Raw genomic sequence first — 26,246 nt, 5'->3', positions numbered from 1 at the left:
TCAATTACTGTTAACTGGCTGCGGTGTTGATCGTCACAAACGCATCCTCATATGCAGCAGGCGTCTTAAAGCCTACACGCTCAGTGAGTCGCAACAATGCGCCGTCGCCCTGGAAGGCGTTGAATGCAATGCTGTCATCAGCGTTTTGCAGGATCGCTTCCCGACTGATATCAGCCGTAAGTCCACGTCGCATACCCATCAACGTTCGTGATGGATTACCAAAGATGATAAATGGCTCATCGGCTGAGACATCCGTCATCGTAGGCATGGCTTCGGCCAACTCAATAGGCTTCCCTAACAAGGTGTCAGGTCCAGTGCCTGAGATATTGCTTTGGAAGATGCGGTCGCCGCCCCCACTTTCGAATTGCTCGATGTGGTCCTTGACGGTACGGTTCATAATCCACACGGCGCCTTGCTGACGCGCTTCACTCAGCTTGTTACGAGCATCTCGCAAGTACTGCTCGCTAAGATCACTTGCAGATGTTTCTGTAGAGCTGAACGTTACGGTCTGAGCACCAGACAGGTTCGCAAGCCCGGTATATCCACCGAAGGAAGCGGAACCGTCTCCCAAGAGACCGGCCTTATCTTCTTTTTCGGCAATAGATTCACCAAACAGATCTTGAACAAGCGGAAGCAGCGAAATTGCCATATCTTCCTCGAGCTCAGTCGTCCAGCTTGTGATACCGGCCAACTTACTTACTTCAAGTTGTCCTTCGCCCAAGACGAGATCAGAGAAGTCAATGTTATTCCCTTCGCTCGTCCAATACGCCACCACCTTACTGACGACGTTCTTAAGGTCCACTGACTTATTGGTCATCGGTACGGTGCGGAACAGCTGGCGACAAACGCCGTACTGCTCAACAATGACAAACACTTCCGCCAAAAAGGGCTTGGGTAGCAAGTACCCGGTCTTTGCTGTGTTAGTCGTTGAGGTTGTCTGTAATCGCTCGTCAATATCCAGTGATGATTTGAGCGCGTGACGCTTGATACGAGACAATCCGCTGCTATCGATAATATCAGCAGCTTCTTTGTGCTCGTCACGTCGCTGGCGATCATTCATTTGCTTAACATCACGCTTGAGACTTTGCATCATCTCATCAGCTTTCACAGAGTCCTCTTTACGCATCGCAAGAGCGTTGAAATACCGCACGGTACGTCGCATCCAGTCGGGCGCTCGATCGTCGCCTACCTGGATATCGGTATCGGCATTGATATTTCGCTTTTTGTCATTATCCTTGTCGTCATCATCATCGGACTTGTTAGTCATGATGCGCTCTAAGGCGTTTTCTAAATCCTGATCGGTATAACCGCGCTTCTCGTCGCCGTCATTACCGTCCTCATTTTCCAGAGCATCTTCCAGCTTCCGCTCAAGGCGGGTCAGCTCGTTTTGCTCCTCCTCCGACAGCTCGTCTTTGCCGCGGAGTTCCATTAATCGTTTAAGAAATTCTTCCATGTTATGCTTTACCTTGTTTTCGTTTGATTTTCTGCTCAACAGCCTCGGCTATCTCTCGTGGTGATTGATAGACAGGCTCGTCGTTCTCGTTGTCGTGCTTCCGCGGCTCGACATACTCAAGGACGTCAGATGCGGAGTTGGATTCCCGGCTATCGGGCTGGTCCTCCTCGGAATCTGGCGGCGTTGAGGCCGTTCCATTAGAAATGCGTTGTGCAATCTGGTCAATCTGCTCATCAGAGAGCCGGAGCCCTCCATTTTTGAGCGCGTTAATCTCTTTTTCAAGTTCCGTTAGTTTCCCGGCAAGTTCCCGTTGCTCAATCGAAGCGCTGCGCTGTTGCACCAACGCTTCGGGGTTGGAGCCAATAGGTGTGAAGCTCCATTCCAGCATCTCCCACTCTCGGATAATGACTTTGCGCTCTTCGTTGCCTTCCTCATCCTCTTCGGTGATACGTTCGATAGCCAAGGGCATAAACCCAATAGAAGCCATGCGAACAATGCCTTTCTTGACCTTGTTATGCCATTTGGCAATCTCCTCATCCTCCAGGTCCCAATCCTCATCGTTGATCTCGGCAATCCATTGTCCGTTCTGAAAGCGGACGTTGGAGCCGTTCCCAGCAACCATATTATGGTCGTGGTTGATTAAAAAGACGGGATTCTGTCGGTAGGCTTCGATATTTCCGCCTTCGGGGTCAATAATCGTCCCATGGCGGTCCTTCGCATCGGTGTTAATCGTAACGATGGTCCGGGAATTATCAGAAGAGCGTCGAATACAACGTGGGTGAGCCCAAGGATAAAACGATCCTTCCTCGGGTAAAAGTTGATCAAATTCCATAGCTGTAGGTTACTTGCAAGTTTGTCTGCTCACAAGTTGACAAGCTACGGGGTGTTATTCATTCGGGTTTTTATCCGAAAGTCATGACTCCTCACAGGTGAAGATAAGCTGATCCTCGCGGTTCTTGGTGCGGGAATTGTAGTAGGTGGATTGGGTGCCGTCCTCGGTGATCGTAATCGAGGCAGCGTCAGCATCGGTAAGCTCAATCACCGAATCGTTAAACGGTCCTCCGTGAAGGCGGGCTTGTGGAGCACCAGTAATATCGTTGATGCCAAAAGACATGGAGGCTTCTAATGCCATTTACTAATCCTCAATTACTTCAAATTCAGCATCCTCTTCATTTCTCGGACCTCCGATCGTAGCTGTAATACGCTGTTCTCCTGTCTCGTGATCTATCTCAAGACGGGCATTATGCGACTTTCGGAGCTGGCCTGTTTGTACTGGCTGTGTAATACTACTTGGAACAGCGAACGCCTTAGTGATCTCTCTATCAATATCTTCTACCAGCTGTTGATACTTATCCATAATCACCGTGTGTGCTTTAGGTCTTCGAGGGAAATATCAACTATACTAACTTCAATAAGATTAACTTCTTTAGGCTGATCTTCAACGGCTTCAACAACCTGAAAGCCAATATCTATATTATGAAACTGAAGTGGCTCAACAAGCTCTCCATCAACAACTAATTTCCCATCTTTATACTCACATTCACACTTTCCAACCACCTCATTATGATCATGGTTTCGTAAAACCAATACCTCTTTAGGTATATTAACTTTATCGTAACCAAGATCTATCTTGCCCTTTAAAGAATACATAATGGAATAGCTTTCATTAATAAAAAAGCAGGAGGCGGCGGAGTCGAACCGCGTCCCCAACCCTTACTACTGCTGTACGATTATCGGTTGAGGACTGGCACAGCTCAGACAGGTCATCCTGGACCGAGGTCACTATTTCATGCTCGGTTTTACCCTGCCTCGACCTCCTGCATCAATAACCTAACAAATATCAGCTATAATTTCTCATAAAAATGGGTGGGACTATTACTCTATTTCTGGCAATTCAACAGTATTCCCTGCTAAATCATGAGTGCTATCATTTAGAAACTTGATCTTTCCGTCGGTTATCCATGAATGGCAACGCCATTCGACCCATTCTTCATTTTCATTAGGCCGTTTACCTCTTCCTAATACAGATGGGTTAATCGTTGGATTCTGAAAGTCACCATTAAAATCCCACGAATCATTAATTTTATGCTCTCTGTCACAACCAGGGCAATGAAAATAGTATTTCTTGTTACCGTTGTGCGTTTCTTCTCTTAGTCTAGCCATTTACTACTCCTCATCCTCATTATCATTAATTACTGGCAACATTGAACACCGGCAAAAGATCGTATTTGACGCCCTGCCGTCCGGGTCGCCGGGGTGCATCAGCTCTTCGCCGCCGACGATAAACGGCTCGTTGAGGGCAATCTCGTTTTGATAGCGGTCGGCATTCTCGTGGGCTTCTCGGACGTTGCCATCGCGTTGAGAAAGCCAGCTTTTGGCGGTAGCACCAGCTTGTTTAAATGATACGAGTTGCCCGCCCTCAAAGGAGCTGGTCGTCATCGTCTGGGCAATCTTCTTGGTCCGGGAACGCTTGGCCTCTTTGAAATACTTTCCTACTCTGTCGGTCAGCTCCTCCAAGCTTTCGCCCTCCTGGACCCCTTCTTTAATGGCTTCTGATAGTCCATTAAACGTTGTATCGGCTATTCCTTCGGTCTTGCCGGCCACCCTGCGAAGTAAGTTCTTCACTTCGGGCGTATTCATCTGGAACTCGAGGCCTTGCACGTTCGCATTGAAGGCGCCCCGCTTAAAGCCTTCACGGATCAGGCGAATAATATCATCTCGCAGTTCGCTATTAACAACGTGCTTGGCTTCCATCAGGTTGAGCACTTCCTCGACCGATAGCTGAGCGCCATCGTCACGGGTCGAGCGCTTGTTGTCGATATTTGCTAAGGCTAGCTCCCGAAGGCGATCAAACATGGCATTGACGCTGGCGGCTGTTTTCTTCTCTTCACGGCGACGGTGCTGGTCAATCTGTCGCCACTCATAGTCTAAATCCAGCTCCCGCTTTTTTTTTACGGTTCGGTCCTGTTCCTCGTCATTATTAGACTCGGGCGGGGGCTCTCCTTGTGGGTCAAACTGATCATTCACCGTAACGACTTCTTTCAGCGTCGTCTTCGAGAAGTCAATAAGAGGCTCGCTACCAATATCATCGGGATATTCATCAAGCCCATCCTGTTTACGGTAGTGATCAATGGTGCGCTGGCCCGTAGCCAGGTAACTTTCACGCCGACGAATCTCCATCTCCTCATCCACTGGCGTCATGTCGGGAGGCATGACTTTCAACACGCCTTTCTCGGCATTAAAAATCCGTTCTAACTCTTTGGTGAGTTGTTTGCACAGGCCATTTACTAAGGGTTGTGTCGTATATTGAATCATGACGCGCTCGGCTCCTTCCAGTACGGCACGATTAGCATCCTTGGCATAAAGGGCTTCCGGGACACCAGTAATAAAGCGCAAGTCGTTCGCATTCTGAACGTTCCCTTCAATATATTGCAGGTCGCGGGCATCCACGCTGGCTTTGACCAGATCCATGCCGTGTGAGAGCGCCAGTACCTTTCCTTTTCCGCGCTGGCCTAAATAGTCTTTAAACTCTTGGGAGAGCTTATCGCGCTGGGTGCTGTTCATCTGCTGTTCGGTCGAGATAATATCCGAGGTAATCCCGCCATCTTTGACCGAGTCTTTCCGGTAGATCTTCATATAGCGGTCCACATCGAGCTCGTGAACAGCCGCTTGCACCAAACTCATCGTCTTAAACGGGTTATAGGGTGACGTCCGCTGCAAGGCCACCACTTCCTCAGGCTCAAAACGGTTCTTTTGTCCATCTGATCGCAGGTACTCCCATGCTTCAATGCCACCGCGTTTATTCGGTACAGGGTTTAAGTCCCCAAACTCGGGAAAGATCGGCAACAGGCCATTGGGTACTTTCGAGCCCATAATCCTATCAAAGTCACCAACAATGCCGTGGGCATGGCCTTGCAGATCTCGCAGAATACAGACCAGCTTCCAGTAGTCATCGACGGGCGACTCTGGGGCCGGATCACGAAGGAACTGTTGCCACGGGTGGTCGTATTCGACTTCCTCAAACTCGTCAGGGCCGGTGACACGTACCACTTTGGCCTCTTCCATGGCACTTGATACCTGGTTGGCGCGGATATCAAGGCACTTAAAGAATAATCCTCGGTAATCTTTACGTTGGCGCTGGGCGGTGGGCTCGTCGGGATTGTCAAACCCCCAACTACTATAGTATTGAGACTGGCCGAACACAAAACGGGTGGCAATCTTGGCACGTTGCCAGATGCGCTGTATAGACTCTGTCATGTCAGGTGAATTTAGCTAAATTCTTATAATTCAAAGTATCTGTTCACTTGCTGTTTTTCTTTCGGGTTTCTGTCCGAAATCAGGCCGTACTCATGAAGCTGTCGGGTTGCTTACTGTGGGTGTAGACGGGGTATCGCGTAGCATCCATATCATGGTCCATCAGCTTGACCGGTTCGTCGAGGACATTCCCCTCCTTGTCGGTTTTCCACTTATAGGCGTTGAGCTCTTTGTGCATCGAAACGCTATCCTTGGCTACCCAGATATTGTGACGTTTTACATAGTCGATCCCATCTTTCACGCTCTTGTCGGCGGGGTGAATATTATATCCGGCCTGAAAGATCTCCTCTATCCGGTCAGGCTCAGCAGCATCGGCATAGATCTCTTTCTCTTTTGATATCCCCAGCTGCTGCATCTTCTCAATAAGCTGGGAGTTGAGCAGGCCGGACTGGTGCAATAATACCCGAGCATACAAATTCATATCACGAATGCGACACTCTACGATCGATGAGGGCGCGTTAAACCCAAAGTCAATGCCGTAAATCTGGGTGCAGTCGATAGGGTCCGGCGCTTTTGACCAATCGATCTTCTGCCAGCTACCATAGATAATCTCTTGGGGTGATCCCCGCATCCCTAAACCGTACACTTTCCACAGATTGTAATCGCCACCGATCTGTATCCATCCATCAGGGGCATTCTCCTCATATTCACAATCCCAGTCGCGGATAATCTCCCCGTCGGGCTTCTGCCAGGTCGGACATAGTCGCCGTATCTCCCGCTTTTCTCCTTCACTCAGAAAGGGGTTGTCTTTGTAGTTGGATACAATGACTTCCACGTCCTCATCGCCACCGTCAGCCATTTCATAGACCCATGAATGATTGTCCGACGGGTTCAGGTCAAGAAATACTTGCTCTCTGGTACGCTGGGCAATCTGCCGGTAGTGTTCTTTGGTAAGCAAGTTAGCCTCATTCAAATACGCATAGTCACGCCTTGGCCCTCGTGCCTTATCGGGATCATCCAGTCCGATAAACTCAATCTCACTGCCAAACAGGTTGTAAATATGGTCGGTCTTGTTATGAAGCTCGTCGCTGTACAGGTTATGCTTACGGAGGATCTGTTTAAAGTCTCGGTAAGCTCCTTTCTTGAGGTGGGGCAACGACGTTGAAAAGATGGATATCAGGATCGTTTCGCCGTTAATGTAGGCTTGCCAGCACAGGCCGATAATGATTTGCAGGACGCTCCACGTTTTACTCGATCCGGTCCCGCCCTGGTTGATAATGACGCGCTTGTCGGAGTTGAAGTTCTCCTCCCAAACTCGTGTTACCTCGATTTCTACCTGTCGACCGTCTAAGTCCTTCATTACTCATTATCCGATGACCCATTTACGACGTTGAATGTCAATCCTTTAACTGGCTCTCCACCGCTTTTAATATCATGCTTGTTGGTAATACGCCCCTTCACCTTGTTGTACTCCCGGATAGCGGCCATCTTCTGGGCATAATCAGCATTTTGGGTAATCATAAACAGCATCTGCTTATCGACAAAGTTGTCATTCAGTCCAGCTTCGTCTAAGAGCTCGTTGATACGGTCGCAAATGATAACATTTGATAACAATCGAGATGCCGCTGCCTGTGCCGATTTGTAGTTTTCAGAGAGATCTACATCGTAGGCCTTGGCATAAGATTGTGTTCCATTACCAAAGAACTCCTCGGAAACATAGAGCTGACAGAAGCGCTCTTGCTTAGGGGTTAGCCCTTGCTCTTCCTCTCCTTCGCCATGTGACTCAATCCAGCAATAGTCGGACCCTTCCTGAGCCGTATTCTGGCACTGTTCTCCTTTCGCTGTTGTGGCTTGGCATTGTTTACTCATGACTGCACCCTCTTCCCATAGTAAATATCTCTAATGTGATACCATGATTTATTGACGCTCTTAGCTAACTCTCGACAGGCCTGCTCGACGGTCTTGCCATCGTCACGCTTTATCATAATCTCTTTGCGGATCATGGCATTGCGGGAGAGGTCGTCGAGACTCTGGGTAAGGCGTTTCTTATCATCCTCGCTGGCAAAGGGTAATAGATCAGACACGCACTCATCAATACTCATAGACATAAGATCTTGGCGGGTTTGTTTTGTTCAATATAGCAAAGCCCCACTACACACTCAAATGTGTACTCGCTTTACATAATTATATTGCAATGTTATGTGTATATGTTATCTGTATTGAATCACTTGCTTTGTGCGTTTACGGCTTCTCATAGGTGATTTACCGATATGGAATTGCTGTTATGTTATGAGGCCAGAATGAATAAACCCATGTTAGCCTGCCACTCTTTTATTCCACCTTGCGATTAATTCTTTTTTGGCCTCTTGCTCTTTTTTAATATCAAATGGTGTCCCAAATGGCTCAGTCATTTCAAGGCCACAGTTGTCACATTCTACAATAGCATCCTTTACGCTATGCCAAGCTTCACGAAATTCATGCCCACATCTATATCTTGGCTCTTCTCCACAAAATGGGCAGGCTAACCAGCGCATTAAATCGGACTTCTCTCGCCCTGCCTCTTCGGGGTCGTTCGCTATAATTACCTCATAGATATGCTCGCTTGCCTGTTCAATAGATCCCTCATTTATAACATGGGCGTTTTTGGTAGTGTAATCAGCATGTCCAGCAATAATATTAAAGATGTTGTCAATTATCCTGTTTCGCTCACTATCAGTTGTATTCTCACTCATAATCTTATCGTTTTCTTAAAATTGTAGGTCAGCCGTTTATGCGCTACGTCGTTATACCCAAAACGGGTTTATTTTGCACCAATATGTGCTAACACATCTTCCCAGTCATTAGTAACATCCATGCGCCCCTTATCCATATTCCTTTCCAAGAATGTGCTCCCAAGTGCGCTATCACTTACATAAGTAAATTCGCCTTCTAAATAGCCAATGGTTTTACCTTCGTAAACGTAATACTCAGGGTAGCCTTTATCGGGTTTCTTACTGGTTATAATCTTTGCCTTTTCCCCTTTGTCGAGCACAAAAAATAAAGCGCTCTCTATCAGTTGCTTTAAATCAATATTTGTTTTGGGTATAACCAGCGCATTAAATCGGACTTCTCTCGCCGAATTTTTTCCGCCACCGCTCGGCGATCTCATCCAGTCATTATACATTTGTGTAATTGTTTCCTTGTCGTGCCCTGTAAGAAACATCGCAAATTCGATCACCTCTCTAGTGCTTGTAATCATATTACATACCTCATAATTTAATTTTTCGTTGTAATTTCAGCAGTTTATGCGCTCCACCGTTAGTTTTACTCTTTCTATCACGTAATATTTGGCTTGTAATTGCTCGTTTGCCAATACAGTAAGTCAAGTCTATTTCCATTGCTCGTTTCATTTAAACCAGCTCCGCATCAAAAATCATATAATCGCTTCCACGTTGTTTCGTAAAACTAACCATAGCATTAAGCGGACGTGTTACAGTCTCGGTTCTGTTTTTGTCGCATATTCAAATAGCGTTAAGTAAATATTGCCAACTGTTCTTCATCTTTAGTTTCGTAAATCTCCCGCGCTCTTTTCATTACATGCTGGCCGAGTTTTGGGTGCACACAATTACGTAGAACTTGGCAAGGCTCATGGTTGCCGTCATAATAAAGCTGCCCCTCATAGTGTATACCAAGAAAATTTTGCAACTCTTTTACGCCCTTTTCACCGTACTTATCAATAAACCCCTTCTTTGCCGGTGGGTCATAATTGCCGATCTTAAAATTTGACCAAACTAAATGCCGCCCTAATTTCTTACCTGGTATTAACGGCTCGTAATAAGGCACAACATTTTCAACCACCTATTTGCCATCAAATTTATGTTCCAAAAATATAATCTCTTCGTATAGCTTCATGTCCGGGTAGCGTCGCAAATCGTGGCGGGTGGCTATGTTCATTTTACTATGCGATTGGCAGGGCGGCGAACTCCAAATGAAATCAAATTCATCATAATGCTCTAAAAGATACTCATGAGCATCGGCAATTATGAGTGTGTCGTTTGGAAAATTATCTTGGTATACCTTGCCTATATCCTCATTAATCTCTACCGCTGTTACGTCAACATCTTCCCATAATTTGCGGTTTCCACCAAGGCCAGCATATAAATTTAGTACCTTCATCTTACTTAACTTTTGCTTTTAAAAATTTCATAATCCACACGCAGCTTATGCTTTCTCCGTTAGGTCTTTTAAAATGGCAGTCCGCCAACATGCGTAAAACTAAGGGCATATTGTCCACCTTTAGGGCATTCCCAATCCTCGTAACAGTCATCGCAAATAAACAACTCATAACAACCTCCTCCATGTGCCGAGCAATAAGGCATCTGCAAATCCTCCCATTCATCAACAAGTTGGCCGCACTCCTCGCATGTTGGCTCTACTTCTTCCAACGTTTTACAGCACCAACATTCATCGTGTTCTCCACACGTAGGCGCTCCGCAATCAGCACAGTAAAGTATATCCTCATTGGTCACTCTTTTATCACAATCAGGCTCCGAACAAGGTAACGTGTCTTTTTCTGCCATTTTTAAAAGTACCTAACCATGCGCATTAACGGCTGAAACGCCTCGCGCCTTCGTTTCATCATTTTGCTTTTCCATAATTAATTATCTCTATTAAGTTTTAAATTTACGCTCAGGTTATGCATTCTCCGTTAGTATCTAAAGTCTGTGAAATGAATGATTGCGCCCTCGAATGGTAGATCGTTAAACCATTGCAGGAAATCGGTTTCGGTAAGCCCATCGTTTTGAGCCACAAACTCCGTTTTCCAAAAGTATTTGCCATCAATCGTTAATACCTTGGCCTCATCAATCTCTATCTTCTGAACGCTTGGCTCATAGTGCGGCAATACCTCCCAAAACTCTTGCTGCTTGCTTCGGTATGGTTTGCCCTTCCAATAGCGCAATGACAGTCGCGCTTTACCCTCTCGAACCTCCTGCACCTTTGGAGCCCAATACTCGTAGTTGGCTCGTATGGTATGGATCTTCTGGGCTTTAATGATTTTCTGCTTGAAGTTCGTCGGCTTGCCCGCTTTCGGGTGCTCGCTCATAAAATCCCGCGCGAACATAAGCACGTGTGTTTTTAAGTCTGTGTTGGTTGCTATCATAATTGGTGATTTGTTATTGGTGGTTAAAATTGCAGTTGCTTAGATACTTCTCGGAAAGCGACCATCCGCGCCCTTGGGCTTTCGATAATCTTTCCTTTTGGTCCGGGCCATAATAGCCGGTGCTTGAAATGGCAGATGTCGCATTTCTTTTCGGTCATTATTTTGATAACTGATCGCTTGTACCAAGGCTTAAGGGCATCGCTGCACCATATTTCATAGACCTTTCCTTCCTGTAATCGCTTAAATTCATCTGCTGAGCGAACGGAATCTTGCTGCATCAGCTCTCTAAATTCCTCACGGCTGTATCTTCTCTTTTGGCTCATATCAGAATAATTGGGTTTGAAATCGTTCGTAATCTGCCCATTTAACAAAATCATCTATTTGCTGGCATAGCTCTCTATCTTCGATCCTATCCATGACATGGCTAATGGCATCCTCAATTGCTTCATCCTTGGTAGGAAAGGCCCTTCTTCCTCCAGCTAAAGAGCAAGGACTGGCTGATCCCCAATTAGTTGCGTTAATATCATGCCCCCAACACCAAACTCCTGAAGGATGCTTACCAACTTCAATCTCAGCACCCTTGTAGTAATTGTTTTTATCCTTGGTGCTCTTTACGACATCGGCATTCGTACAAACACCATTTTCGTTCCATTGAAAATCCATACTAAAACAATGCCAGTTGTTCAGTTTCCAGTGAGTTACCGTCAGTTGCGACGGGTTGCGGTGAATTACCCTCAGTCTCTTTCTTTTGCGCGGCTTCTTTCAAGGCCTCCCCTCGTAGCTCTCGGTACTCATCCACCTCCTGCTCGGTCATTTCTCTAATTTGCCCTCCCAGCATTGAACGCTTCGTAATCCAGCCGTTGTAATACTCCATGCTTAGGGCATTGCCGTGAATGATTACGCCATCCATATTGAAAAAGCACAGGTTCAGCGTGGCCATGTGAGCGCAAATGCTGTCTAAGTCAATGCCGGTAAAGTGGGCATTGGTTGACAGTAGCTTCGCTGCGGAATGCAACAGTCGCCCACTACCACAAGCAGGATCAGCTACTCTTGGAGCCTCTTCATCGGTTTCAGGAATGGTCAGCTGGGCCATCATATCGCACACTGGTTGCGGGGTGAAGTATTGCCCCATGCCCTGCACGCTGTAGTTGCCAGCGACTTCCATGTAGATGTCGCCCAGGTACTCTTTGGGGTTGGCTTTCATCTTTCGATCCTTAGCCATTTTCTGCATAAGCAGGCCATAGGCTTCAGTAAACAGGTCCGCTTCACGCTCTCCCTTTTCTCGTTCATTGGGATAGCGTTCCATGACCTGTAGGTACTGCTCGTCGTTGCGCTGCAGAGCGTACAGCATGAGCCGTACCCAGTCCCGGAATACCTTGCTCATGGTATAGCCCCGGGCCTGGATGCGGTCAAGCGGTTTGAGTATGTCTGAGGTTGCACTCATTATGCTGCGGCCACTTCGGATTCATCTTCCTCATGCTCTGGTAGTGCCGGACTTCGGCCTTCGATCTGTCGATCTTCGGGTGCCTGATATCCGGGCTTAGAACCAGAGTCATCGCTGTAGCCTTCGCCAGCGAACATATCAGACTGGGCTCGCTTCTGCTTGGTAACGAACAGCTTCACCTCCTCGAGGAACTGCTCATATTCCTGAATTGCGAAATCATTTGACCAATCTGTTTTGCAGTCAATAGGCTTCGCAAAGGCGGGTGTTTTGAAGGCATACTTAAACTTCAGCTGGCCATTATCATTATTGAACTCGATCTCCTTAATATAGAACCGGTCCTCCATCTTCTCATCACCTGGCATGGCAGGCAGGTCAAGGATTTCAACCAGCCGATTGCGGATCTTTTTGCGTTCCTTAAGTAGATCCGGATGTGGGTTGTCATAGGCTTTTTGTCGGAACTCCTCGGGATCATCTTTCCCGAGCGTCAGCAGGAACTCCGTCTGAATATACTCCAATTCAAATTTCACTTTTTCGATTTCCATATTACTTTCGTGTATCTGTCGCATAGTGATTTATTGGTTTAGTTAGCGTTATAGGTTACTGGTTCGGGTTGGGTGTAACTTGTATTTCGAATCTCTTGTATATGCTTCCACAGGTGCCGCCACTCAATGCCGGAATTAGGTGTATAATGATCTTTGTAGGCATTCCAGAACGCCTGATTCAGCTCAAAGGCGGTTACCTTGTCACGACGCATGGCCTCCCGAAGCATGGACGCCTCGGTATCATTGATCTCGGCATTGCGCGTATTTTCAATCATGATCTTGAAGGCCGTAAATAACTCCGGCTCATTATGGATCATGGCCGTTCGATTGGCCTGGTACGTGCGCAGCCCTTCCTCATCAATTGCCGGTAAGCGAAGACTCATTTTCTTGCATGATGCGCTGGGTTTGTTCGTAGTGTCGTTTGGCTTTCTGTTTTGGATCTTCTTGCTCATTGGTCTTGTTGTTAGATTCAAATTGCTTATCGGTTATCGCGTAAAATTTCTTATTGCCGTCGTTGATGGTTTGCTGGACCACCTTCACCGGGTCATGGCCTTGTGATTGCAGTTCAATTAGTCGCCTGAATTTGCCCTGTACCATCGGGATAGAAGGTCGTTTTTTGAAGGTGCTTTGCAAGTGCTTCCAATACTGCTCGATCACCTCCTTAAAATCATCAGTACGCAGGGGTTCGGGGATGGGCACGCCCTTGGTGCGCCATTTCTGGCTGGGCTTTTTTGTAGATGATTTGCTTTTGTTATCCTCTTCTTCTTGCTCTTGGTTACCAGCGTTTACGGCCTCCCCCAACTCCATCTGCTTATTGGGGATCGTTACATCCTTGACGGCTTCGAGGTTGGGATAATGCTCTTTAAACCACGACAATATACGCCTGAAAAAGCTGGTCTGCTTTATACTGTCCGGCAGATCCTTCATATCCGTAACGGCCGACTTGATCATATTGCGGTTGTAATTCTGGTTCTTTACAAAGTTGACCAGGATGATATAGCCATCGACATATTTGACCTTGCCATCTTTCTCGAACTTGCTAAGTGCCTCCCGAACCGACTCCTCGTCAAGGCCGGTATCAAAACACATCCGCTCGACCCGTATCTCATAGATCCCCAGCATGTTGGTAAGGGGATTGGTGATGAGGTAGATGTATAGGTATTTCTCATCACGGTCCAGACCGCCGGTGTAGGTGTCGTTCCAAAAGTGCGTGTCGATAGATCGCTTTTTACTTTTGCCCATTAATCAGTTTTTATGTAGTTCTAATTCTTGTTCAAAATCGTCCGCATTAACTATTTCGCCATCGTTTTTCTTCATATACTCCCGCCTGTACATTTCAGCCACTTGCTTACGACCGCGCAATTCTGCCATAAGTGACAGTATGCCATAGCTGATAAAGCCACCTATAAATGCCGTAATCGCCCAGCTCCAGTGTATCATCGGTTGGCCTCGGCATACGCCCCTTTATTCTTGACTTGTGGCGCTCCAAAAGCATCCATTTGTTCAGGCTCTTTTGGCCTATACTCTTTCAGGTAATCCGGACGCTTCTCCTCATCCTCAATTTCTTCCGGCTTTCTCCACCTCCATTTATGCTCGGTACCACCACGCGTACTTTTGCAAGTCTCCTTGGTTTGGATAAGGATCTCGTCATTAGTAAGGTCAGTGATAGCACGCTTAGTACTACTCAATGGCCAGTCTTGATCGGCCGGTGCCTGGGGAAAGAATATCTTATGCAGATGGGATGGGCTCATCGAATGGTTAGGATGATTCCAGTACCAACGCGCCACGCGCTTATTCTGCTTATTCGCGGACTGCCGAAGATGGGAGACCTGCCACTTACAGTAGTGCTGGGTTCGGTAGACCTCGGCTTTGTGGTTGTCGATTCGCTTTGTAGATTCCATATCGCTAATGTTTTCTCACGTTAAGATTCTTTAAAAAGGGTCGTATTAACTCTTCGTTAATCATCTTCTGGTGGTATTTGCTTACCCATCGACGGTTCGGTCGGTACCATTTTTCCCATTTATTCATGATTCCAGTAATGTATATTCACGTTTCTTGTCGGTCTGGTGGTTGGTGGTAATATCACGCCCCACCTTTCGCTTAATTACGGCTACTTCACGACGCGGATTGGTGATACCGGCTTTCGTGGCCTCGATATCATCAATTCGTCCGCGATCGGTCAGTAGGTTTAGCATTTTCTTGGTTTGTGCTCTCATAATACCTCTTCACTTTTGGGTAGTATTCCTGCTCTGAGTTCCTGTTTCATAATATCATCCTCGTTATCAATACGGTCCATCATCTCCTCAATGACAAGGCCGGGCTGGTTAAATCGAACGCCTCCATAGACCTTATCGAAGCACTCCTCCAACAGCTCTTTGTTGGATCTGTCTTTGAGCTCTCCGCTATACAACACGGTTTCAATAAGATGGCTTGGGTTTTGGTCTGGTCTCATAGGTTATCCTCCATCTCTTTTAGTATTTCTGCCAGATTCTGCTCATGATATTTCAGCTTCAAATACATGGCCGAACATTGCAGTATGAACGCTTGCTCTTGGAGCTCATTCATAAGTCCCCCCGCTTCTTTTGCATTTCCTGTATAGCTCGGATCTGCCGATCAGTGATCTCCTCGTTATGAGCTACACAGCTTTTTATCATCGTCAGAAATCCCCGGTCCTCTTCATACCGATCATCCTCAATCAGCATATCCATCACTTCTATCCATCGTCGGTAATCTGTTTTAATCACTGGCATGGTCGGCCTCCTCAATTCGTTGCACTTTAAGCTTATCCGTGACGATATCAGGGTTCTCCACCAGCTCGTAGGTTGGTTTCTTCCCCTTCGTATTCACCGCATCCGTCTTTCGGCTCAGTATCCAATTGCAGCTTGTCGAAAGACAGTCAAACAGCATAGGCACCGTTCCCTCGTCGCGCTGAATGGCCACAAGAGATCGGTAGCATTGATCACATTTGTATAGTTCTTTGTCTCCTATGCTCATAATGATATTTCCTTATCTCGGATCTCATTCTTAATCCGCTTCTGGCCCAGATATCCGACATCCAAAAAGTTGCCCCGGTGATCTTCGATCCGGTAAATGGCTACATTTTCATTTCCGTTTCGGTACCAAAAGACGTTGACCTTTTCCTCTCGGTTCTCATGTGATACCGTGGTCTCGTGGTGATTACAATCTTCTTTTGTGATATTGCTTGTTAACGTCATAGTTATGTAGTGATTTGTGATTTAAATGGTGATTTTTATGAATCCGTGTTTAGAAAAAATGATTAATGTCTCTTTCAGTGCTCGAAGCTTTTCGGCTTTCACTTCCACTTTGGTCCACTCGGTCTGTACCCATCCTCCATCAATGAAGTCGTGACAAGCCTTGCAACCAATAACCATCAGAAAGTCGGGCGACTTATTGCCCCATCCCTTCACGTTACTGTTAAGGTGGCATCCGCAGGTATTTCGCTCATTGCACTGGCAGATACCAGGAATCCGTAACGTACAAGCACGCCCTCGACACCACTCGCGCAATTCTTCTGATTCTATGTTGGGATTCTTTAAAAGCATTACTCTATCGGTTCCAGCTCTGTGATTCTGATTATCGTTCGTGGGGTCATGCTGTAATACTTTTGCGTTCTGCCATTTACAATTTGCTTATCATCTTCGAATATCACGCCGTTCATCGCATCGAAATAGATCTTCTCAATATTATCTTTGTCAGGTTTCTTCGGGCGATACCGGCCCTCATGTCGCTCCTGTTTAGCACCACTCCAACTTTCCGGAGTCTGGAAATAGGCATCGATATCTATAATGAGCGGCCCTTCCAATGGTACCGGCGGTTTATAAAACTCCAGTCGTTGTTTAATAACCTTCTTCTCTGATTCACTGGGATCATATCGCCCATTGTTACCCGTTCGGTGCCGCTTCTGGGAAAAGGGTTGCTGCGGTATGAATATTTCAAGATCGGTCATTGTTTATACCTCTTGTCCATTCCGTACACGACGACTGCCCACAGGATTATCCCGCCTACAATCATTGCTATTATTCCCTGGCTCATAATCTTCAATCGTCTTGTTCTTAGTTCCCGGTGAAAATCGTTCTAAGTTTTCTTCCAGCTTTCTATTTCGCGACTGCAATAGCTCGATCCTGTCCTGAGCATCGGCGAGTTCCTCTTCGAGATCCTCACAGTAGCTTATCATAGATCGCAGGTCGGCCCACATCTTATCTTTGTAATAGCCCGTTGGCGTTGATGTCCGGCCCCGGTACATTGTGATGCGTGCTATCGCTGTCGTTGGCTTTTTCATGTTCTTGCTCACATTAAATTTAAATTGAGCCGGCGGCAGGATTCGAACCTACCTTGCTGCTTATCAACAGCTTTTGACCATCAGGGAATGACCGTCATTCTGCTGGAATCGAACCAGCAACCCACTCCGGCTTAGAGGATAATTCTGCCGAGCTACATATCACACGAACCAGCTAAACGCGTGTCCTTTGCGCTTAACTATGGCAGTTTGTTTCCCGGACTAAGGATTTTTGTCTGCCACCGATTTCAGAACTATCCAAATTCAGTATGTCAAATAAGAGCTGCCGGCCGGTCAAAACCGACAGCCTCTAACGTTGGCTTTCGGGGTACAAATCTGCACGTGCCGTAATCATTTGCGCTCGTCACGGCGGGCCTATTCATCTAACTATGGAGAGAGTTACCACGGCGCTATTACCCTCAACTGTGCAGATCATTAAACAAAGAACGTAGTATTTGCCCTGCTCTTTCTGTGGCTGTTTTTACTACAGCCAATTTCAGGCAAAAAATTTTTGGCCTTTCGACCTAAGTCCTGCCTGCCTTTCACAACCGACAGGACACTATTCATCAAGAGAGACGCTACTTGGTTAGGTAGCTTCTTGTTGCAATTTGTCCCGGGCCTTCCGACCCGGGCCGTTGGCTGTGTTCTGGGGAACACGTTGCCTTGAGGGAGAATCGGAAATCGTGTAAACCGGCTTTCCGGTCAGTCGTTGAATACCTTTTTTGAATGCCTCTTCATCCGAGTTCGCGTCTGACAAGTGCAGCAGATAGATCTCTTCGGTTTCGCTGAGATCGGAATCAAAGAAGAATCGCAACAGATCCTCGAGGCTAAAGTGGTTCTTCCGGACACGGTCCTTCAGATATTCCTCGTAAGGCCCTTCCTCAAGCAGCTCTTCGCTGTAGTTGCATTCGATTAGCCAGTGGGTCACACCACTGAAATTGTACTGCACATAAGCACTGTCGACGATGTACACCGCCTTTTCGCCGGTAACAGTACTTTGGATGAGAAAACCCATCGGCTCGGGCGTGTCGTGAATAACATCGAACGGCAGTACTTTCCAGGTACCTACGGTTCGCTCTTCGCCATGCCTTAAAACGCGTGTTATATGGAGCGGGCAATCATCAACCATTTTCTCCCATGCTCCCTTACTGGCATACACCTGAACACCTCGTCGTACCAACTCGGGCACAGCCTTGCAGTGGTCCTGGTGGCAGTGAGTGATTAAGGCAGCGGACAGAGAAGTTGGCCGTATCCACTTGGCTATTTTCTTGTAACTGATGCCGGCATCAAGCAGGAGCTTTGTTTCCCCGTCATCGACGAGAATAGCGTTCCCACTGGATCCGGATGCGATGTGGTTAATTAGCATCGTTATACCTCAGCTTTTGCTTTCTCTTCAACTTTTTCTTTCACCTCTCTAAGCTGATCGATATCCAAGTCGGTAAGGTACTCGGCACCTTCGGGCAGAAAATCTTTCGACTTTTTAAACCACTTAGTTCCCCAGTACTCTTTACCGGCATTATTGATATTGGCTAATACGCGATCGTATTCTTCCTGATCGGTGGACTGATCGGACTCTTGAGTGCCATTAGTGGAATTGTCTTGCTGTTCCACTTCAGGCTGCTCTTCGAAGTCTACGTCTTTAGCTTGCTGACCTCCATTTAGCTGTGCGTTATCATTGAAGTCGAGGTTTTTTCTTTGATCGGCAGTTGGTTGCTCTGGAAGTTGTACTTCCATTTCATCTTTGTAAGGGCTGCTTTGTGCCTTCACATAGTGATAGGAATCATTTACCTTTTCCGGATCTTCGATGATTTTACTTGTAGTGCGATGTACTAAAGTCTTATACCTCATCCTTAGTGGCCACTTATCCCAGAACTTGTTGGATGGAGCCGCATTTTTGCTTTTGATGAAGTCAGACTCCGGAACAACTACAAGCGTATTTTTATAATCATCTTCATATTCAATGTACCCGAATCCACCTACGACATCCCCTCGGTTGAAAGGTTCGGTAATCTTAAACTCGTAATCGTCCTTTTCGGTATCCTTGTCCTTTTTTATCTGGACAAAATCATCATTTTCATGAACCAGTTCGTAAGTTATGTGCTTGATTTTATGAAGCGATACCTGTCTGCGATAGTAATCCTCACCTTTATATCCTATTGTGAGATTAAGGTCATATTTCCCAGTCTTGCTGTTTAGGTATGGTACTGGGTGGATATGATTATCAATTAAGGCATCAAGTCCGAGTCTAACTCGATGGACCGCATCAATTGCCAGCTGATGCATATTTATATTCTTCCAGGTATACTCGGGCTTATCTGACTTAGGATGGCGATCGGATTCAAATTCTTTTAAGGCAGTATCAATTTTAATGAATAATCTGGACGCCAATTGCTTTTCCCGATCCGTAAACTCTACGCTATGAGCTACGGCTCCATTAAATTGATGTTTTACCTCGCTGACAAAACGCTCCGAATAGGTCGGATCTCGTTTTTCAACTGCGGTTTCTTTCTGATCGTTATTATTTTTTTGATCACTCATAATAATATGTTTTGGTGGTTTGTATTTGGATTTATGCTACTGCTGGTTGTGATTCGCCGGTGTGCATCGGTAGGCCCTCTTCTACACGTAGCTCCTTATCTGGCTTACTTACGATTAGGGCTATTATTTGCAGATCTGTGTCCGGCAAGCTGGTAACGCTCTCGGCGTTATCAACAAATACCGGCGCTGAAATTCCATAGTGCTCAGAAAGAGTATTTATGATATCCAATCCTGCGCGGATTCTGTGGCCGTCGTTAAGGCCTCGCTCAAACGGAATGCCATCAACCATGGCCTTACAGTCTGGTTCGATACCGCCGTTCTGATACTCTTTAAACATCTTCCACTCGACAATGCTGAACTTCTCATTGACCTTGCGGGTGATGTAGTGGCTTTCGGCCTGGATGAATTGCTCGATGACATAAAGCTTGTGCTCAACCTCGTCGAGCTCCTCCGCAACTTGGTCCTGCTGCTGTCGGAGCTCTTCAATACGCTGTTCGGCCTTTCTGTTTTGAGCAGCAGTATTAAGCAGTTTCTGCTGTTCGTTAATCTGCTCTTGAACTTTCTGTATTTCATTATTGAGCTGAGCAAGCTGGGATTCTTTTTCAGCCTGGTGATTCTCTATTTTGGTACCGATCTCATTGATCTTTTCCTGGATCTTCTGGTACTCATCGGTATCACTAAAATCAGGTTGCTCCTCCTTGGCTTCCTTCAGATCGGCTTGGGCCTTCTTGAGTGCCTGTTTACGCTGAGATAACTTGCCATTGGCTTTAGAGGCTTTATCCTTGGCAATCTCAAGCTGGGCAGCGACCGTTTCGGCCTCATCCTCTGCCTCCTGTAGCTCGATATTCTTGCCCTTTATATCATCAGCCTTTTTCTCATTGAACTCCTCGAGGTAGGCTTCATAATCATGCTCCTCTCCGTCCTCCATGGGGCGCTCACATACCGGGCAGACATCTGGACCAAAATCAGAGGCCGGCTTGGGCTCACGATCTTTAATAGTTTCGAGCTCATCTTTGATCGATTCAATATCCTGCTGCTTACTGTTGAGTCGGTCCTCGAGGGTTTCATATTCCCGCTTGGCCTCACGCCAGTCGGATTCGGCTTCATCAACTTTATCCTGTAGGTCACTCACTTTCTGGCGATGGCCGGCAAGATTCTGCTGAATCTGTTGCTCATGGGTTGTTTTCGCATCCTGCTTTTTAGCCTTCAGCTCATTTCGCTCAACCTTCAGCTCAGCGATAGCACCGCCGGACTTCACTTCGTTTTTCTTGGCTGCGATCCTCTCCTTTTTGTCTTTAAGATTGGAGATATTTTCTTTTGCATCCTCAATGCCATCCACAGGTTCAATCATCCGCTGGTTTTCATTGATGAGACCTGGAATATTATCGAGCTGTTTGTCAAGTTTTCTCCTGCGGGACTTAAGTTGCTCTTCCCGCTTCTCCCTGGTTAACCCATCCAATATGTCGGGATAATCAAGAATCTCTTCATTTCCTGAAATGATATCCTGGATGGAAACATCATCGAATAATCCCTTCAGAATATCTCTGCGATCGCTCTTGTTGAGCTCCTCCGCGAAGTAATAGACATCGGTTAGTATCCGAAATAGCTGCTCGTCAATTATTTCGCTGACCTTATCCTGGTAATCCCCCATGCTCACTTCGCGATCATCGATATAATAATCGGTCGTATGACCATCCATCTTCTCGTGCTTATTGCCACGCTTCCGACGCCAGTTTTCCTTATAGACTTTGCGAAGGGTGATTCTATTGCTATTCGATGGGACTTCCGGGCCACTAAACACGCCCTCAACCTCGTGTTCAATTTTTGGGATGACCTTGCCATCCTTCTTGGTTTTCAAGCTGAAGTGTCCGGTTGAATTGCCCCGACTATCTTTATCAAAAAGGAGCCAGATATATGCATCAAAAAGAGTTGTTTTACCAACCTTGTTATCAGCAAATATGCTAAGGCTCTTCCCTTTCGGTTCAATCGTGCGGTTCCTAACTCCTTTGAAATTTCGTATTGATAGTTTTTGTAATCTCATAATCTTGGATTATTTTATAATTGGTGTTGGCGGTTGTAGTGAACCGCTAATCATTTAGTTATTTGTGGGCCCGGTCGCTTTTGCGGTCGGGCTTTTCTTTTGCGAAATACTTTTCGTAGCAAAACATATATCCACATCCGAAGCCTACGCCTCCGGAAAACAGTGAGAATGCGGCTTGCACAAGTACCAGCTTTATGAGTGTCTGTTCAGCTTCCATAATTAATTCCGTTTTTGATATTCAAGAACATCATCAGCCATTCGGCTTGCCAGGCGCCCATCACTGAGCATTCGCGTCACCGTTCGTTCGCTGACGTCCAGCATATTCGCAATCGCCTTATTAGTCAGCTCCATCCCGCGAATCGATTGCAGCCGTCGCTCCTTGTCGTCAATCTCTTTATCCAACTCATCAACATGGCGACGCAGCACTCGAAGATGCGTCTTGGCGCGTTCTATTTTGTGGGCGGTATTCATATCTGATCACCCTCTGCTTTAAGGTTTTCAACGGCGCTGGTAAGCACCCCAAACCCATTCTCAAAGACAGCTTTGTTATCGCTGTTAAAACCCTTCCGCATTTTCACACACGCTTCCATAATCGACAAGATTTCATCGTCAATGCGTCCGTTTATGCTCCCACCAGAGCAAACAAATAGCGTCTGCAAAGCCAGCCGGTAATAATCGTGCTCTTTGATAAGCCACTTGGCCAATGCCACTGCATCATCCCAGTTCGGCTGTTGCCGCGCTGATCGGTATCCGTACACGGTGGATGTCTCCTTTCGCATAATCTCAGCGACATCACTGACCGTACACAAAGGATCTTTGCCGCCTGTTATTTCTATGAGGACATCAGAAAAAGTCATAAATCGCATGGGTTAATCGTTAGATTTTATCGTTCGGCCTTGGCTAAGTTTTCTTTAGTCGCATTAGGGTCAAGTCCCTGTTTTCGTACGGTGTACTTGATACCCTTTTTCGTAACCAGCTTTTTTAGGGCTTTAAACGCTTTGTTAATACGTTTTTGACTAATTGAACCACTTTGCATGGCTGATAGAAATGAATCCACATTAAAGTCACACTCTTTAGCTACAGCAGTTTGTGTAACTCCGTATCGCTTACATTGCTCCTTTAACTCTTTGACGGCCTTAATTTTTTCTATATCCATAATTTATATATTGTAATTGTTGGAATGTTGGAATTAGAATGTATAGAAAAACTTTGAACGTGTCAAGAAATACTACGAATAAATCTAAGATTATCTATGATCGGCTGTACAAAGAGTATGGTGGCGAATGGGAAACAATGGAAGAATTTGCCGATATATTCGACCTAACAAGGGGTGGGCTGGATTATAGGCGTGGCAAAGAAACCGTTGATTATGACGAGATAAAGCAAAAATTACCGGAAGTTAATAGGGACTGGCTTTATTCAGAAAATATCAACGAATTAAAAAGCAAACCTGTAAAGAAAAACTATGAACATGATAAGTACGAGAAGGGCTTCAAATCTATAGAAGATCGCACAAACGAAGAAGATATGCCCTATAACGCTCTGGATTTGTTGATCGAAGCTCTCGTAGAAGATGCAAATAAGCTTCAAGATGATCTTCAAAAGATAGTTTCTCGTGTTCGCAAACTGAAAAACATTGATCGTGATGCTGATTAGTGCGCTCAGTGGTATCCATTGATGTCTTCTAATTTAATTAACTCTGTAGATGTAATAAATAGTGCTACTAAAATGTAATAGATTTTATGACAGATCCTGTCAGGGTTATTAAAGAACTCTAATATTTTCGTATTATCAACTGCGTAACCCAATTCAAAATTAGACTAATCAAAATATGAGATATTTTATCATAGTATTCATGGTCTTGAGCCTTATAGGATGTAACAATGCAGATAATCAGGATCCTGATCCTAAGCAAGGTAGCACTTTATCTTCGGTAACTGACATTCTGGATAGTGGTCCCACCGAGGGAGACATCTATGAAAACTTACTTGAAGAAGAACGAATAAAGGTTATTAGGATTGGAAAAGGTAGTGACCTGGTAAATCACTTTAAGGGGATTAATGATGCTGTCGTTGATTCGGTAGACGCAAGTAAAAAACAGCTTAACAAGATGGGATTGTTTCGACCAGTCATATCCGAAGGAACAGACACTACTAAAACATGCTTTGCTTACGAAGATGACTATCGCGGTATGACGTTTGTAAAAATAGATCCCTTATCCGATCTCGAGTCAAAAGATTATAAGAAAATTAACTAATACCCTTGATTGGGTATAGCCCCGGGCCAAGGTTCTCACCCTGGCGGGTTTGTTTTCTTGGTCCGGGCACTATTTTTCATCCTACGATCTTGGCGGGTTTGCTGTCTACAAGTAAAAAGATTTTCCCCGGAAATGGAATTTATTTCTCTAATGCCCTATAGGATATATAATATAATTAATACTACTACGCGTGTGCGTGCACGGGCATACGCGCTGTATATGTATTTTATATTTCCCCTTCTAATTCACATTCTATTTTGCGAACCGTTGGGGAAGGGTTCTGAACCCTTAGGGAAGGGTTTCGAAGGGTTAAATATTGTATGCTCACAGGATCTAAACACCGATTTTAAGAAATTGATATATCGATCCGATCAGTATACCAATTTTACATTTTCAATACGACCGATCCGATTTTCGGCCATTTCCCAAGGATTCCGAAGCCTTCCAGTTTTTGGTTTTACCCTTGTTAATGGTTTCGAAGGGTTACCGAAGGGTTCGAAAGGGTTCGGGAAGGGTTAATTTCATACACCAAAAAAGTAATCATTTATGGTCCAAAACGACCAGATTTATCGCGATGTTGAGCAGGCTTGGAAGCGGGCATCAACCACCGAAAAACCACTGCCGAACTTCGTTGATCAGCTTGAAAATATACTGTCTGATATGGTATCGGGCCAGCCCAAAAGCAAGCACGAGTTATCCCGTGATATCGGATTCCTACACCGCACCTACACCCAGTATAATTTCAAAGATCATCAGCTCATTTTGCTGGCAAGTAACTACCTCAAAAAGACGGTAAAAATCGACTGCATGAGCCAGCAAGGTCCGCAGGGGAAGCAGACCTACATGCGATTAGTAGGAGGCCGTAATTAGGGATGGCATCACTGCAAAAGAATGGCACAAACTACGGGCTTGTCTGGACCGATTCGTCCCGGGAGCCCAGCCAAGTTCGGGAGTCCCTCAAGACCGACAACTATCAAAAAGCCAAGCGCCTGAAAGCCCGCCTGGAAGATCAATACTTTACCTTTGACCGCGACGGCAACCGCAAGCATGATCCGTGGCAACGCAAATGGTACGAGCAACCGTCCGGGGATGGTACGGTCATCACCTTGGAGGAGGCTATCAAAGAGTTTGTGTATTTTAAGTCTACGACCAAAGGCCAGAAAGGGTGGAGCGAAAGTATTGCTGTCAAAGAAAGCCAATTTATGCGGATGTTTTCGGAGTACCTGGGGCCTGACCTGCTGCTCTCGGAGATTACCGAACAACACTTGGAGGATTTCTATTATAAAGAGAATATCAACAGCGGCCACACTCGAAACTCTTACTATATATCCGTCAATACATTTTTAAACTGGTGCGTCAAGGAAGGATATCTCGAGGAGAAGCCCGAGTACAAACCCAAGAAACCTCAATCCAAGGTTCCGAAGTTTATTTATCCAAAAGAGTTGGCGCAGCTAATTGAATACCGGCTATCCAAGATTAAATATGATGTTGACGAAGGTCGATTGCGAAATCCCGATCAAGGACCCTACTGGATGATCTTGGCATGGATGCTGATGGCCGGGACCGGAATGCGACGCGGGGAAGTCGTCCGTCTCACTGCCAAAAACGTCGATAGCGGCTATATCACTATTGGTGAAGGGTTTACGACCAAGACGAGGCAGGAGCGACAAATACCCCTGTTATTTGAAGCCAAGCAAGCCATTGATATTCTTACCGACCAAAATTTTCGCCAGCTTGAGCCACGGATGCGGGACTCAAAATACTTACTGGGACGAAGCCCACGCAGCGGAAAAGATTATCTGTCTCGTCGCTTCGGCCCGCTTTGGAAAGAGCGATTTCCGGACAAATCAAAACGGACCTTATACAATCTAAAAGATATGTTTGCGGTCCGATTTCTTACTGATCCATCGGTTCCGACTTCCGAAGGAATGAAGATTAATGACCTGCGAAAGATCCTTGGCCACCAGTCCCTTGATACCACGCAAAAATATTTGAAAGCGATTCCGTTCGGGCTTACGATCACCGGCACGATCTGGGACTACGTGCCCACCGAAGCGTTCCCACTTACAGGTAGTCAGTAGAGAGTCAGCGAATTGCCAAAAGTGGCGCCAGTCAGATAATAGTCAGCGAATTGGCTGCATTTCCCGACAACCACCCCAAAACAGAAAAGGCCATTTGCAGGCTCACAGCCCACAAACAGCCTATTATGCGGAGAGGGAGGGATTCGAACCCTCGGTACGCGCTAGACGCACACACGCTTTCCAAGCGTGCGCCTTCGAC

Annotated in this window: 43 protein-coding genes; 4 read left to right on the top strand and 39 right to left on the bottom strand. The window is 46.1% G+C overall.

Translation table 11 applies throughout. The features are described from left to right. Positions 1-10: 10 nt before the first annotated feature. From ACQ76V_RS14875 to ACQ76V_RS14685, 39 genes are all read right to left on the bottom strand, one after another. Positions 11-1,453, bottom strand: a complete 1,443-nt coding sequence (locus tag ACQ76V_RS14875) for a phage major capsid protein (protein WP_441001306.1) — start codon at positions 1,451-1,453, stop codon at positions 11-13. Position 1,454: 1 nt separating this feature from the next. Beyond that, positions 1,455-2,285, bottom strand: a complete 831-nt coding sequence (locus ACQ76V_RS14870; protein ID WP_441001305.1) for an HK97 family phage prohead protease — start codon at positions 2,283-2,285, stop codon at positions 1,455-1,457. An 81-nt stretch (positions 2,286-2,366) separates the two neighbouring features. After that, a complete protein-coding gene (locus ACQ76V_RS14865) occupies positions 2,367-2,585 on the bottom strand; it encodes a hypothetical protein (protein ID WP_441001304.1) in 219 nt (72 codons plus the stop codon). A gap of 3 nt (positions 2,586-2,588) precedes the next feature. Beyond that, positions 2,589-2,810, bottom strand: a complete 222-nt coding sequence (locus tag ACQ76V_RS14860; protein WP_441001303.1) for a hypothetical protein — start codon at positions 2,808-2,810, stop codon at positions 2,589-2,591. A gap of 2 nt (positions 2,811-2,812) precedes the next feature. Next, positions 2,813-3,103: a hypothetical protein gene (locus ACQ76V_RS14855; protein WP_441001302.1), complete on the bottom strand. Its 291-nt coding sequence runs from the start codon at positions 3,101-3,103 to the stop codon at positions 2,813-2,815. A 225-nt stretch (positions 3,104-3,328) separates the two neighbouring features. Continuing rightward, the gene (locus tag ACQ76V_RS14850; protein WP_441001301.1) at positions 3,329-3,616 is read right to left on the bottom strand and encodes a DUF6527 family protein; all 288 of its coding nucleotides are present in this window, start codon (positions 3,614-3,616) and stop codon (positions 3,329-3,331) included. Between the two features lie 3 nt (positions 3,617-3,619). Then, positions 3,620-5,710 (bottom strand): phage portal protein, encoded by a 2,091-nt coding sequence (locus ACQ76V_RS14845; protein ID WP_441001300.1) that lies wholly within the window; start codon positions 5,708-5,710, stop codon positions 3,620-3,622. Positions 5,711-5,789: 79 nt separating this feature from the next. Continuing rightward, complete coding sequence (locus tag ACQ76V_RS14840) at positions 5,790-7,067, bottom strand: phage terminase large subunit (protein ID WP_441001299.1); 1,278 nt, start codon at positions 7,065-7,067, stop codon at positions 5,790-5,792. Further along, positions 7,067-7,576 carry a terminase small subunit gene (locus ACQ76V_RS14835; RefSeq protein ID WP_441001298.1) on the bottom strand — a complete coding sequence of 170 codons (510 nt, stop codon included), beginning with the start codon at positions 7,574-7,576 and terminating at the stop codon, positions 7,067-7,069. The genes ACQ76V_RS14840 and ACQ76V_RS14835 overlap by 1 nt, the downstream gene beginning before the upstream one ends. Continuing rightward, positions 7,573-7,815: a hypothetical protein gene (locus ACQ76V_RS14830; RefSeq protein WP_441001297.1), complete on the bottom strand. Its 243-nt coding sequence runs from the start codon at positions 7,813-7,815 to the stop codon at positions 7,573-7,575. Before ACQ76V_RS14830 ends, ACQ76V_RS14835 begins: the two co-directional genes overlap by 4 nt. 207 nt (positions 7,816-8,022) lie before the next feature. Then, a complete protein-coding gene (locus tag ACQ76V_RS14825) occupies positions 8,023-8,439 on the bottom strand; it encodes a Lar family restriction alleviation protein (protein WP_441001296.1) in 417 nt (138 codons plus the stop codon). Between the two features lie 68 nt (positions 8,440-8,507). Next, complete coding sequence (locus tag ACQ76V_RS14820) at positions 8,508-8,945, bottom strand: hypothetical protein (protein WP_441001295.1); 438 nt, start codon at positions 8,943-8,945, stop codon at positions 8,508-8,510. A gap of 272 nt (positions 8,946-9,217) precedes the next feature. Then, positions 9,218-9,544 carry a hypothetical protein gene (locus tag ACQ76V_RS14815; RefSeq protein WP_441001294.1) on the bottom strand — a complete coding sequence of 109 codons (327 nt, stop codon included), beginning with the start codon at positions 9,542-9,544 and terminating at the stop codon, positions 9,218-9,220. Next, on the bottom strand, positions 9,545-9,862 hold the full coding sequence (locus ACQ76V_RS14810) for a DNA cytosine methyltransferase (protein ID WP_441001293.1): 318 nt from the start codon (positions 9,860-9,862) through the stop codon (positions 9,545-9,547). It abuts the gene before it with no gap. A 68-nt stretch (positions 9,863-9,930) separates the two neighbouring features. Further along, the gene (locus tag ACQ76V_RS14805) at positions 9,931-10,266 is read right to left on the bottom strand and encodes a hypothetical protein (protein WP_441001292.1); all 336 of its coding nucleotides are present in this window, start codon (positions 10,264-10,266) and stop codon (positions 9,931-9,933) included. 128 nt (positions 10,267-10,394) lie between these two features. Beyond that, a complete protein-coding gene (locus tag ACQ76V_RS14800) occupies positions 10,395-10,847 on the bottom strand; it encodes a hypothetical protein (protein ID WP_441001291.1) in 453 nt (150 codons plus the stop codon). A gap of 23 nt (positions 10,848-10,870) precedes the next feature. Beyond that, complete coding sequence (locus ACQ76V_RS14795) at positions 10,871-11,170, bottom strand: hypothetical protein (RefSeq protein ID WP_441001290.1); 300 nt, start codon at positions 11,168-11,170, stop codon at positions 10,871-10,873. A gap of 1 nt (position 11,171) precedes the next feature. After that, entirely contained in the window at positions 11,172-11,510 is a 339-nt protein-coding gene (locus tag ACQ76V_RS14790; RefSeq protein WP_441001289.1) for a hypothetical protein, read from the bottom strand. Position 11,511: 1 nt separating this feature from the next. Beyond that, positions 11,512-12,291, bottom strand: a complete 780-nt coding sequence (locus ACQ76V_RS14785; RefSeq protein ID WP_441001288.1) for an N-6 DNA methylase — start codon at positions 12,289-12,291, stop codon at positions 11,512-11,514. After that, on the bottom strand, positions 12,291-12,857 hold the full coding sequence (locus ACQ76V_RS14780) for a hypothetical protein (protein ID WP_441001287.1): 567 nt from the start codon (positions 12,855-12,857) through the stop codon (positions 12,291-12,293). Before ACQ76V_RS14780 ends, ACQ76V_RS14785 begins: the two co-directional genes overlap by 1 nt. A 14-nt stretch (positions 12,858-12,871) precedes the next feature. Further along, entirely contained in the window at positions 12,872-13,216 is a 345-nt protein-coding gene (locus ACQ76V_RS14775; protein WP_441001286.1) for a hypothetical protein, read from the bottom strand. After that, positions 13,191-14,075, bottom strand: coding sequence for a hypothetical protein (locus ACQ76V_RS14770; RefSeq protein WP_441001285.1), 885 nt, complete (start codon positions 14,073-14,075; stop codon positions 13,191-13,193). The genes ACQ76V_RS14775 and ACQ76V_RS14770 overlap by 26 nt, the downstream gene beginning before the upstream one ends. A gap of 3 nt (positions 14,076-14,078) precedes the next feature. Continuing rightward, positions 14,079-14,273 (bottom strand): hypothetical protein, encoded by a 195-nt coding sequence (locus ACQ76V_RS14765; protein ID WP_441001284.1) that lies wholly within the window; start codon positions 14,271-14,273, stop codon positions 14,079-14,081. Next, the gene (locus ACQ76V_RS14760) at positions 14,270-14,734 is read right to left on the bottom strand and encodes a hypothetical protein (protein WP_441001283.1); all 465 of its coding nucleotides are present in this window, start codon (positions 14,732-14,734) and stop codon (positions 14,270-14,272) included. Before ACQ76V_RS14760 ends, ACQ76V_RS14765 begins: the two co-directional genes overlap by 4 nt. 123 nt (positions 14,735-14,857) lie before the next feature. After that, on the bottom strand, positions 14,858-15,049 hold the full coding sequence (locus ACQ76V_RS14755; RefSeq protein WP_441001282.1) for a hypothetical protein: 192 nt from the start codon (positions 15,047-15,049) through the stop codon (positions 14,858-14,860). Next, on the bottom strand, positions 15,046-15,285 hold the full coding sequence (locus ACQ76V_RS14750; protein WP_441001281.1) for a hypothetical protein: 240 nt from the start codon (positions 15,283-15,285) through the stop codon (positions 15,046-15,048). The genes ACQ76V_RS14755 and ACQ76V_RS14750 overlap by 4 nt, the downstream gene beginning before the upstream one ends. Before the next feature lie 109 nt (positions 15,286-15,394). Then, positions 15,395-15,583, bottom strand: a complete 189-nt coding sequence (locus ACQ76V_RS14745) for a hypothetical protein (RefSeq protein ID WP_441001280.1) — start codon at positions 15,581-15,583, stop codon at positions 15,395-15,397. Then, positions 15,570-15,827, bottom strand: a complete 258-nt coding sequence (locus ACQ76V_RS14740) for a hypothetical protein (protein WP_441001279.1) — start codon at positions 15,825-15,827, stop codon at positions 15,570-15,572. The genes ACQ76V_RS14745 and ACQ76V_RS14740 overlap by 14 nt, the downstream gene beginning before the upstream one ends. Then, positions 15,824-16,048: a hypothetical protein gene (locus tag ACQ76V_RS14735; RefSeq protein ID WP_441001278.1), complete on the bottom strand. Its 225-nt coding sequence runs from the start codon at positions 16,046-16,048 to the stop codon at positions 15,824-15,826. The genes ACQ76V_RS14740 and ACQ76V_RS14735 overlap by 4 nt, the downstream gene beginning before the upstream one ends. A gap of 21 nt (positions 16,049-16,069) precedes the next feature. Continuing rightward, complete coding sequence (locus ACQ76V_RS14730; protein WP_441001277.1) at positions 16,070-16,396, bottom strand: nuclease domain-containing protein; 327 nt, start codon at positions 16,394-16,396, stop codon at positions 16,070-16,072. Next, positions 16,396-16,800, bottom strand: a complete 405-nt coding sequence (locus tag ACQ76V_RS14725) for a RusA family crossover junction endodeoxyribonuclease (protein ID WP_441001276.1) — start codon at positions 16,798-16,800, stop codon at positions 16,396-16,398. The genes ACQ76V_RS14730 and ACQ76V_RS14725 overlap by 1 nt, the downstream gene beginning before the upstream one ends. Before the next feature lie 3 nt (positions 16,801-16,803). Beyond that, positions 16,804-17,133, bottom strand: a complete 330-nt coding sequence (locus ACQ76V_RS14720) for a hypothetical protein (RefSeq protein WP_441001275.1) — start codon at positions 17,131-17,133, stop codon at positions 16,804-16,806. Between the two features lie 583 nt (positions 17,134-17,716). Then, on the bottom strand, positions 17,717-18,496 hold the full coding sequence (locus ACQ76V_RS14715; RefSeq protein ID WP_441001274.1) for an MBL fold metallo-hydrolase: 780 nt from the start codon (positions 18,494-18,496) through the stop codon (positions 17,717-17,719). Between the two features lie 2 nt (positions 18,497-18,498). Then, on the bottom strand, positions 18,499-19,668 hold the full coding sequence (locus ACQ76V_RS14710) for a recombinase RecT (RefSeq protein ID WP_441001273.1): 1,170 nt from the start codon (positions 19,666-19,668) through the stop codon (positions 18,499-18,501). A gap of 31 nt (positions 19,669-19,699) precedes the next feature. Then, entirely contained in the window at positions 19,700-21,709 is a 2,010-nt protein-coding gene (locus ACQ76V_RS14705) for a hypothetical protein (protein WP_441001272.1), read from the bottom strand. 58 nt (positions 21,710-21,767) lie between these two features. Further along, on the bottom strand, positions 21,768-21,926 hold the full coding sequence (locus ACQ76V_RS14700) for a hypothetical protein (RefSeq protein WP_441001271.1): 159 nt from the start codon (positions 21,924-21,926) through the stop codon (positions 21,768-21,770). A gap of 2 nt (positions 21,927-21,928) precedes the next feature. Further along, positions 21,929-22,180 (bottom strand): hypothetical protein, encoded by a 252-nt coding sequence (locus ACQ76V_RS14695; RefSeq protein ID WP_441001270.1) that lies wholly within the window; start codon positions 22,178-22,180, stop codon positions 21,929-21,931. Further along, positions 22,177-22,566, bottom strand: a complete 390-nt coding sequence (locus ACQ76V_RS14690; protein ID WP_441001269.1) for a hypothetical protein — start codon at positions 22,564-22,566, stop codon at positions 22,177-22,179. Before ACQ76V_RS14690 ends, ACQ76V_RS14695 begins: the two co-directional genes overlap by 4 nt. Positions 22,567-22,592: 26 nt before the next feature. Continuing rightward, entirely contained in the window at positions 22,593-22,865 is a 273-nt protein-coding gene (locus ACQ76V_RS14685; protein ID WP_441001268.1) for a hypothetical protein, read from the bottom strand. 59 nt (positions 22,866-22,924) lie between these two features. Here ACQ76V_RS14685 and ACQ76V_RS14680 point away from each other — a divergent pair, with 59 nt between their 5' ends. The 4 genes from ACQ76V_RS14680 (at position 22,925) to ACQ76V_RS14665 (ending at position 26,047) form a co-directional block, all read left to right on the top strand. Beyond that, a complete protein-coding gene (locus tag ACQ76V_RS14680; protein WP_441001267.1) occupies positions 22,925-23,365 on the top strand; it encodes a hypothetical protein in 441 nt (146 codons plus the stop codon). 175 nt (positions 23,366-23,540) lie between these two features. Next, positions 23,541-23,966 carry a hypothetical protein gene (locus ACQ76V_RS14675; protein WP_441001266.1) on the top strand — a complete coding sequence of 142 codons (426 nt, stop codon included), beginning with the start codon at positions 23,541-23,543 and terminating at the stop codon, positions 23,964-23,966. Between the two features lie 546 nt (positions 23,967-24,512). Further along, entirely contained in the window at positions 24,513-24,836 is a 324-nt protein-coding gene (locus ACQ76V_RS14670; protein ID WP_441001265.1) for a hypothetical protein, read from the top strand. A gap of 2 nt (positions 24,837-24,838) precedes the next feature. Continuing rightward, the gene (locus ACQ76V_RS14665) at positions 24,839-26,047 is read left to right on the top strand and encodes a tyrosine-type recombinase/integrase (protein ID WP_441001264.1); all 1,209 of its coding nucleotides are present in this window, start codon (positions 24,839-24,841) and stop codon (positions 26,045-26,047) included. Positions 26,048-26,246 lie beyond the last annotated feature (199 nt).

The organism is Fodinibius sp. SL11 (assembly GCF_052060035.1).
Taxonomy (GTDB): Bacteria; Bacteroidota; Rhodothermia; order Balneolales; family Balneolaceae; genus Fodinibius.
Note: the sequence above shows the minus strand (reverse complement) of the source record. Positions and strands in the feature narration are given on the sequence as shown.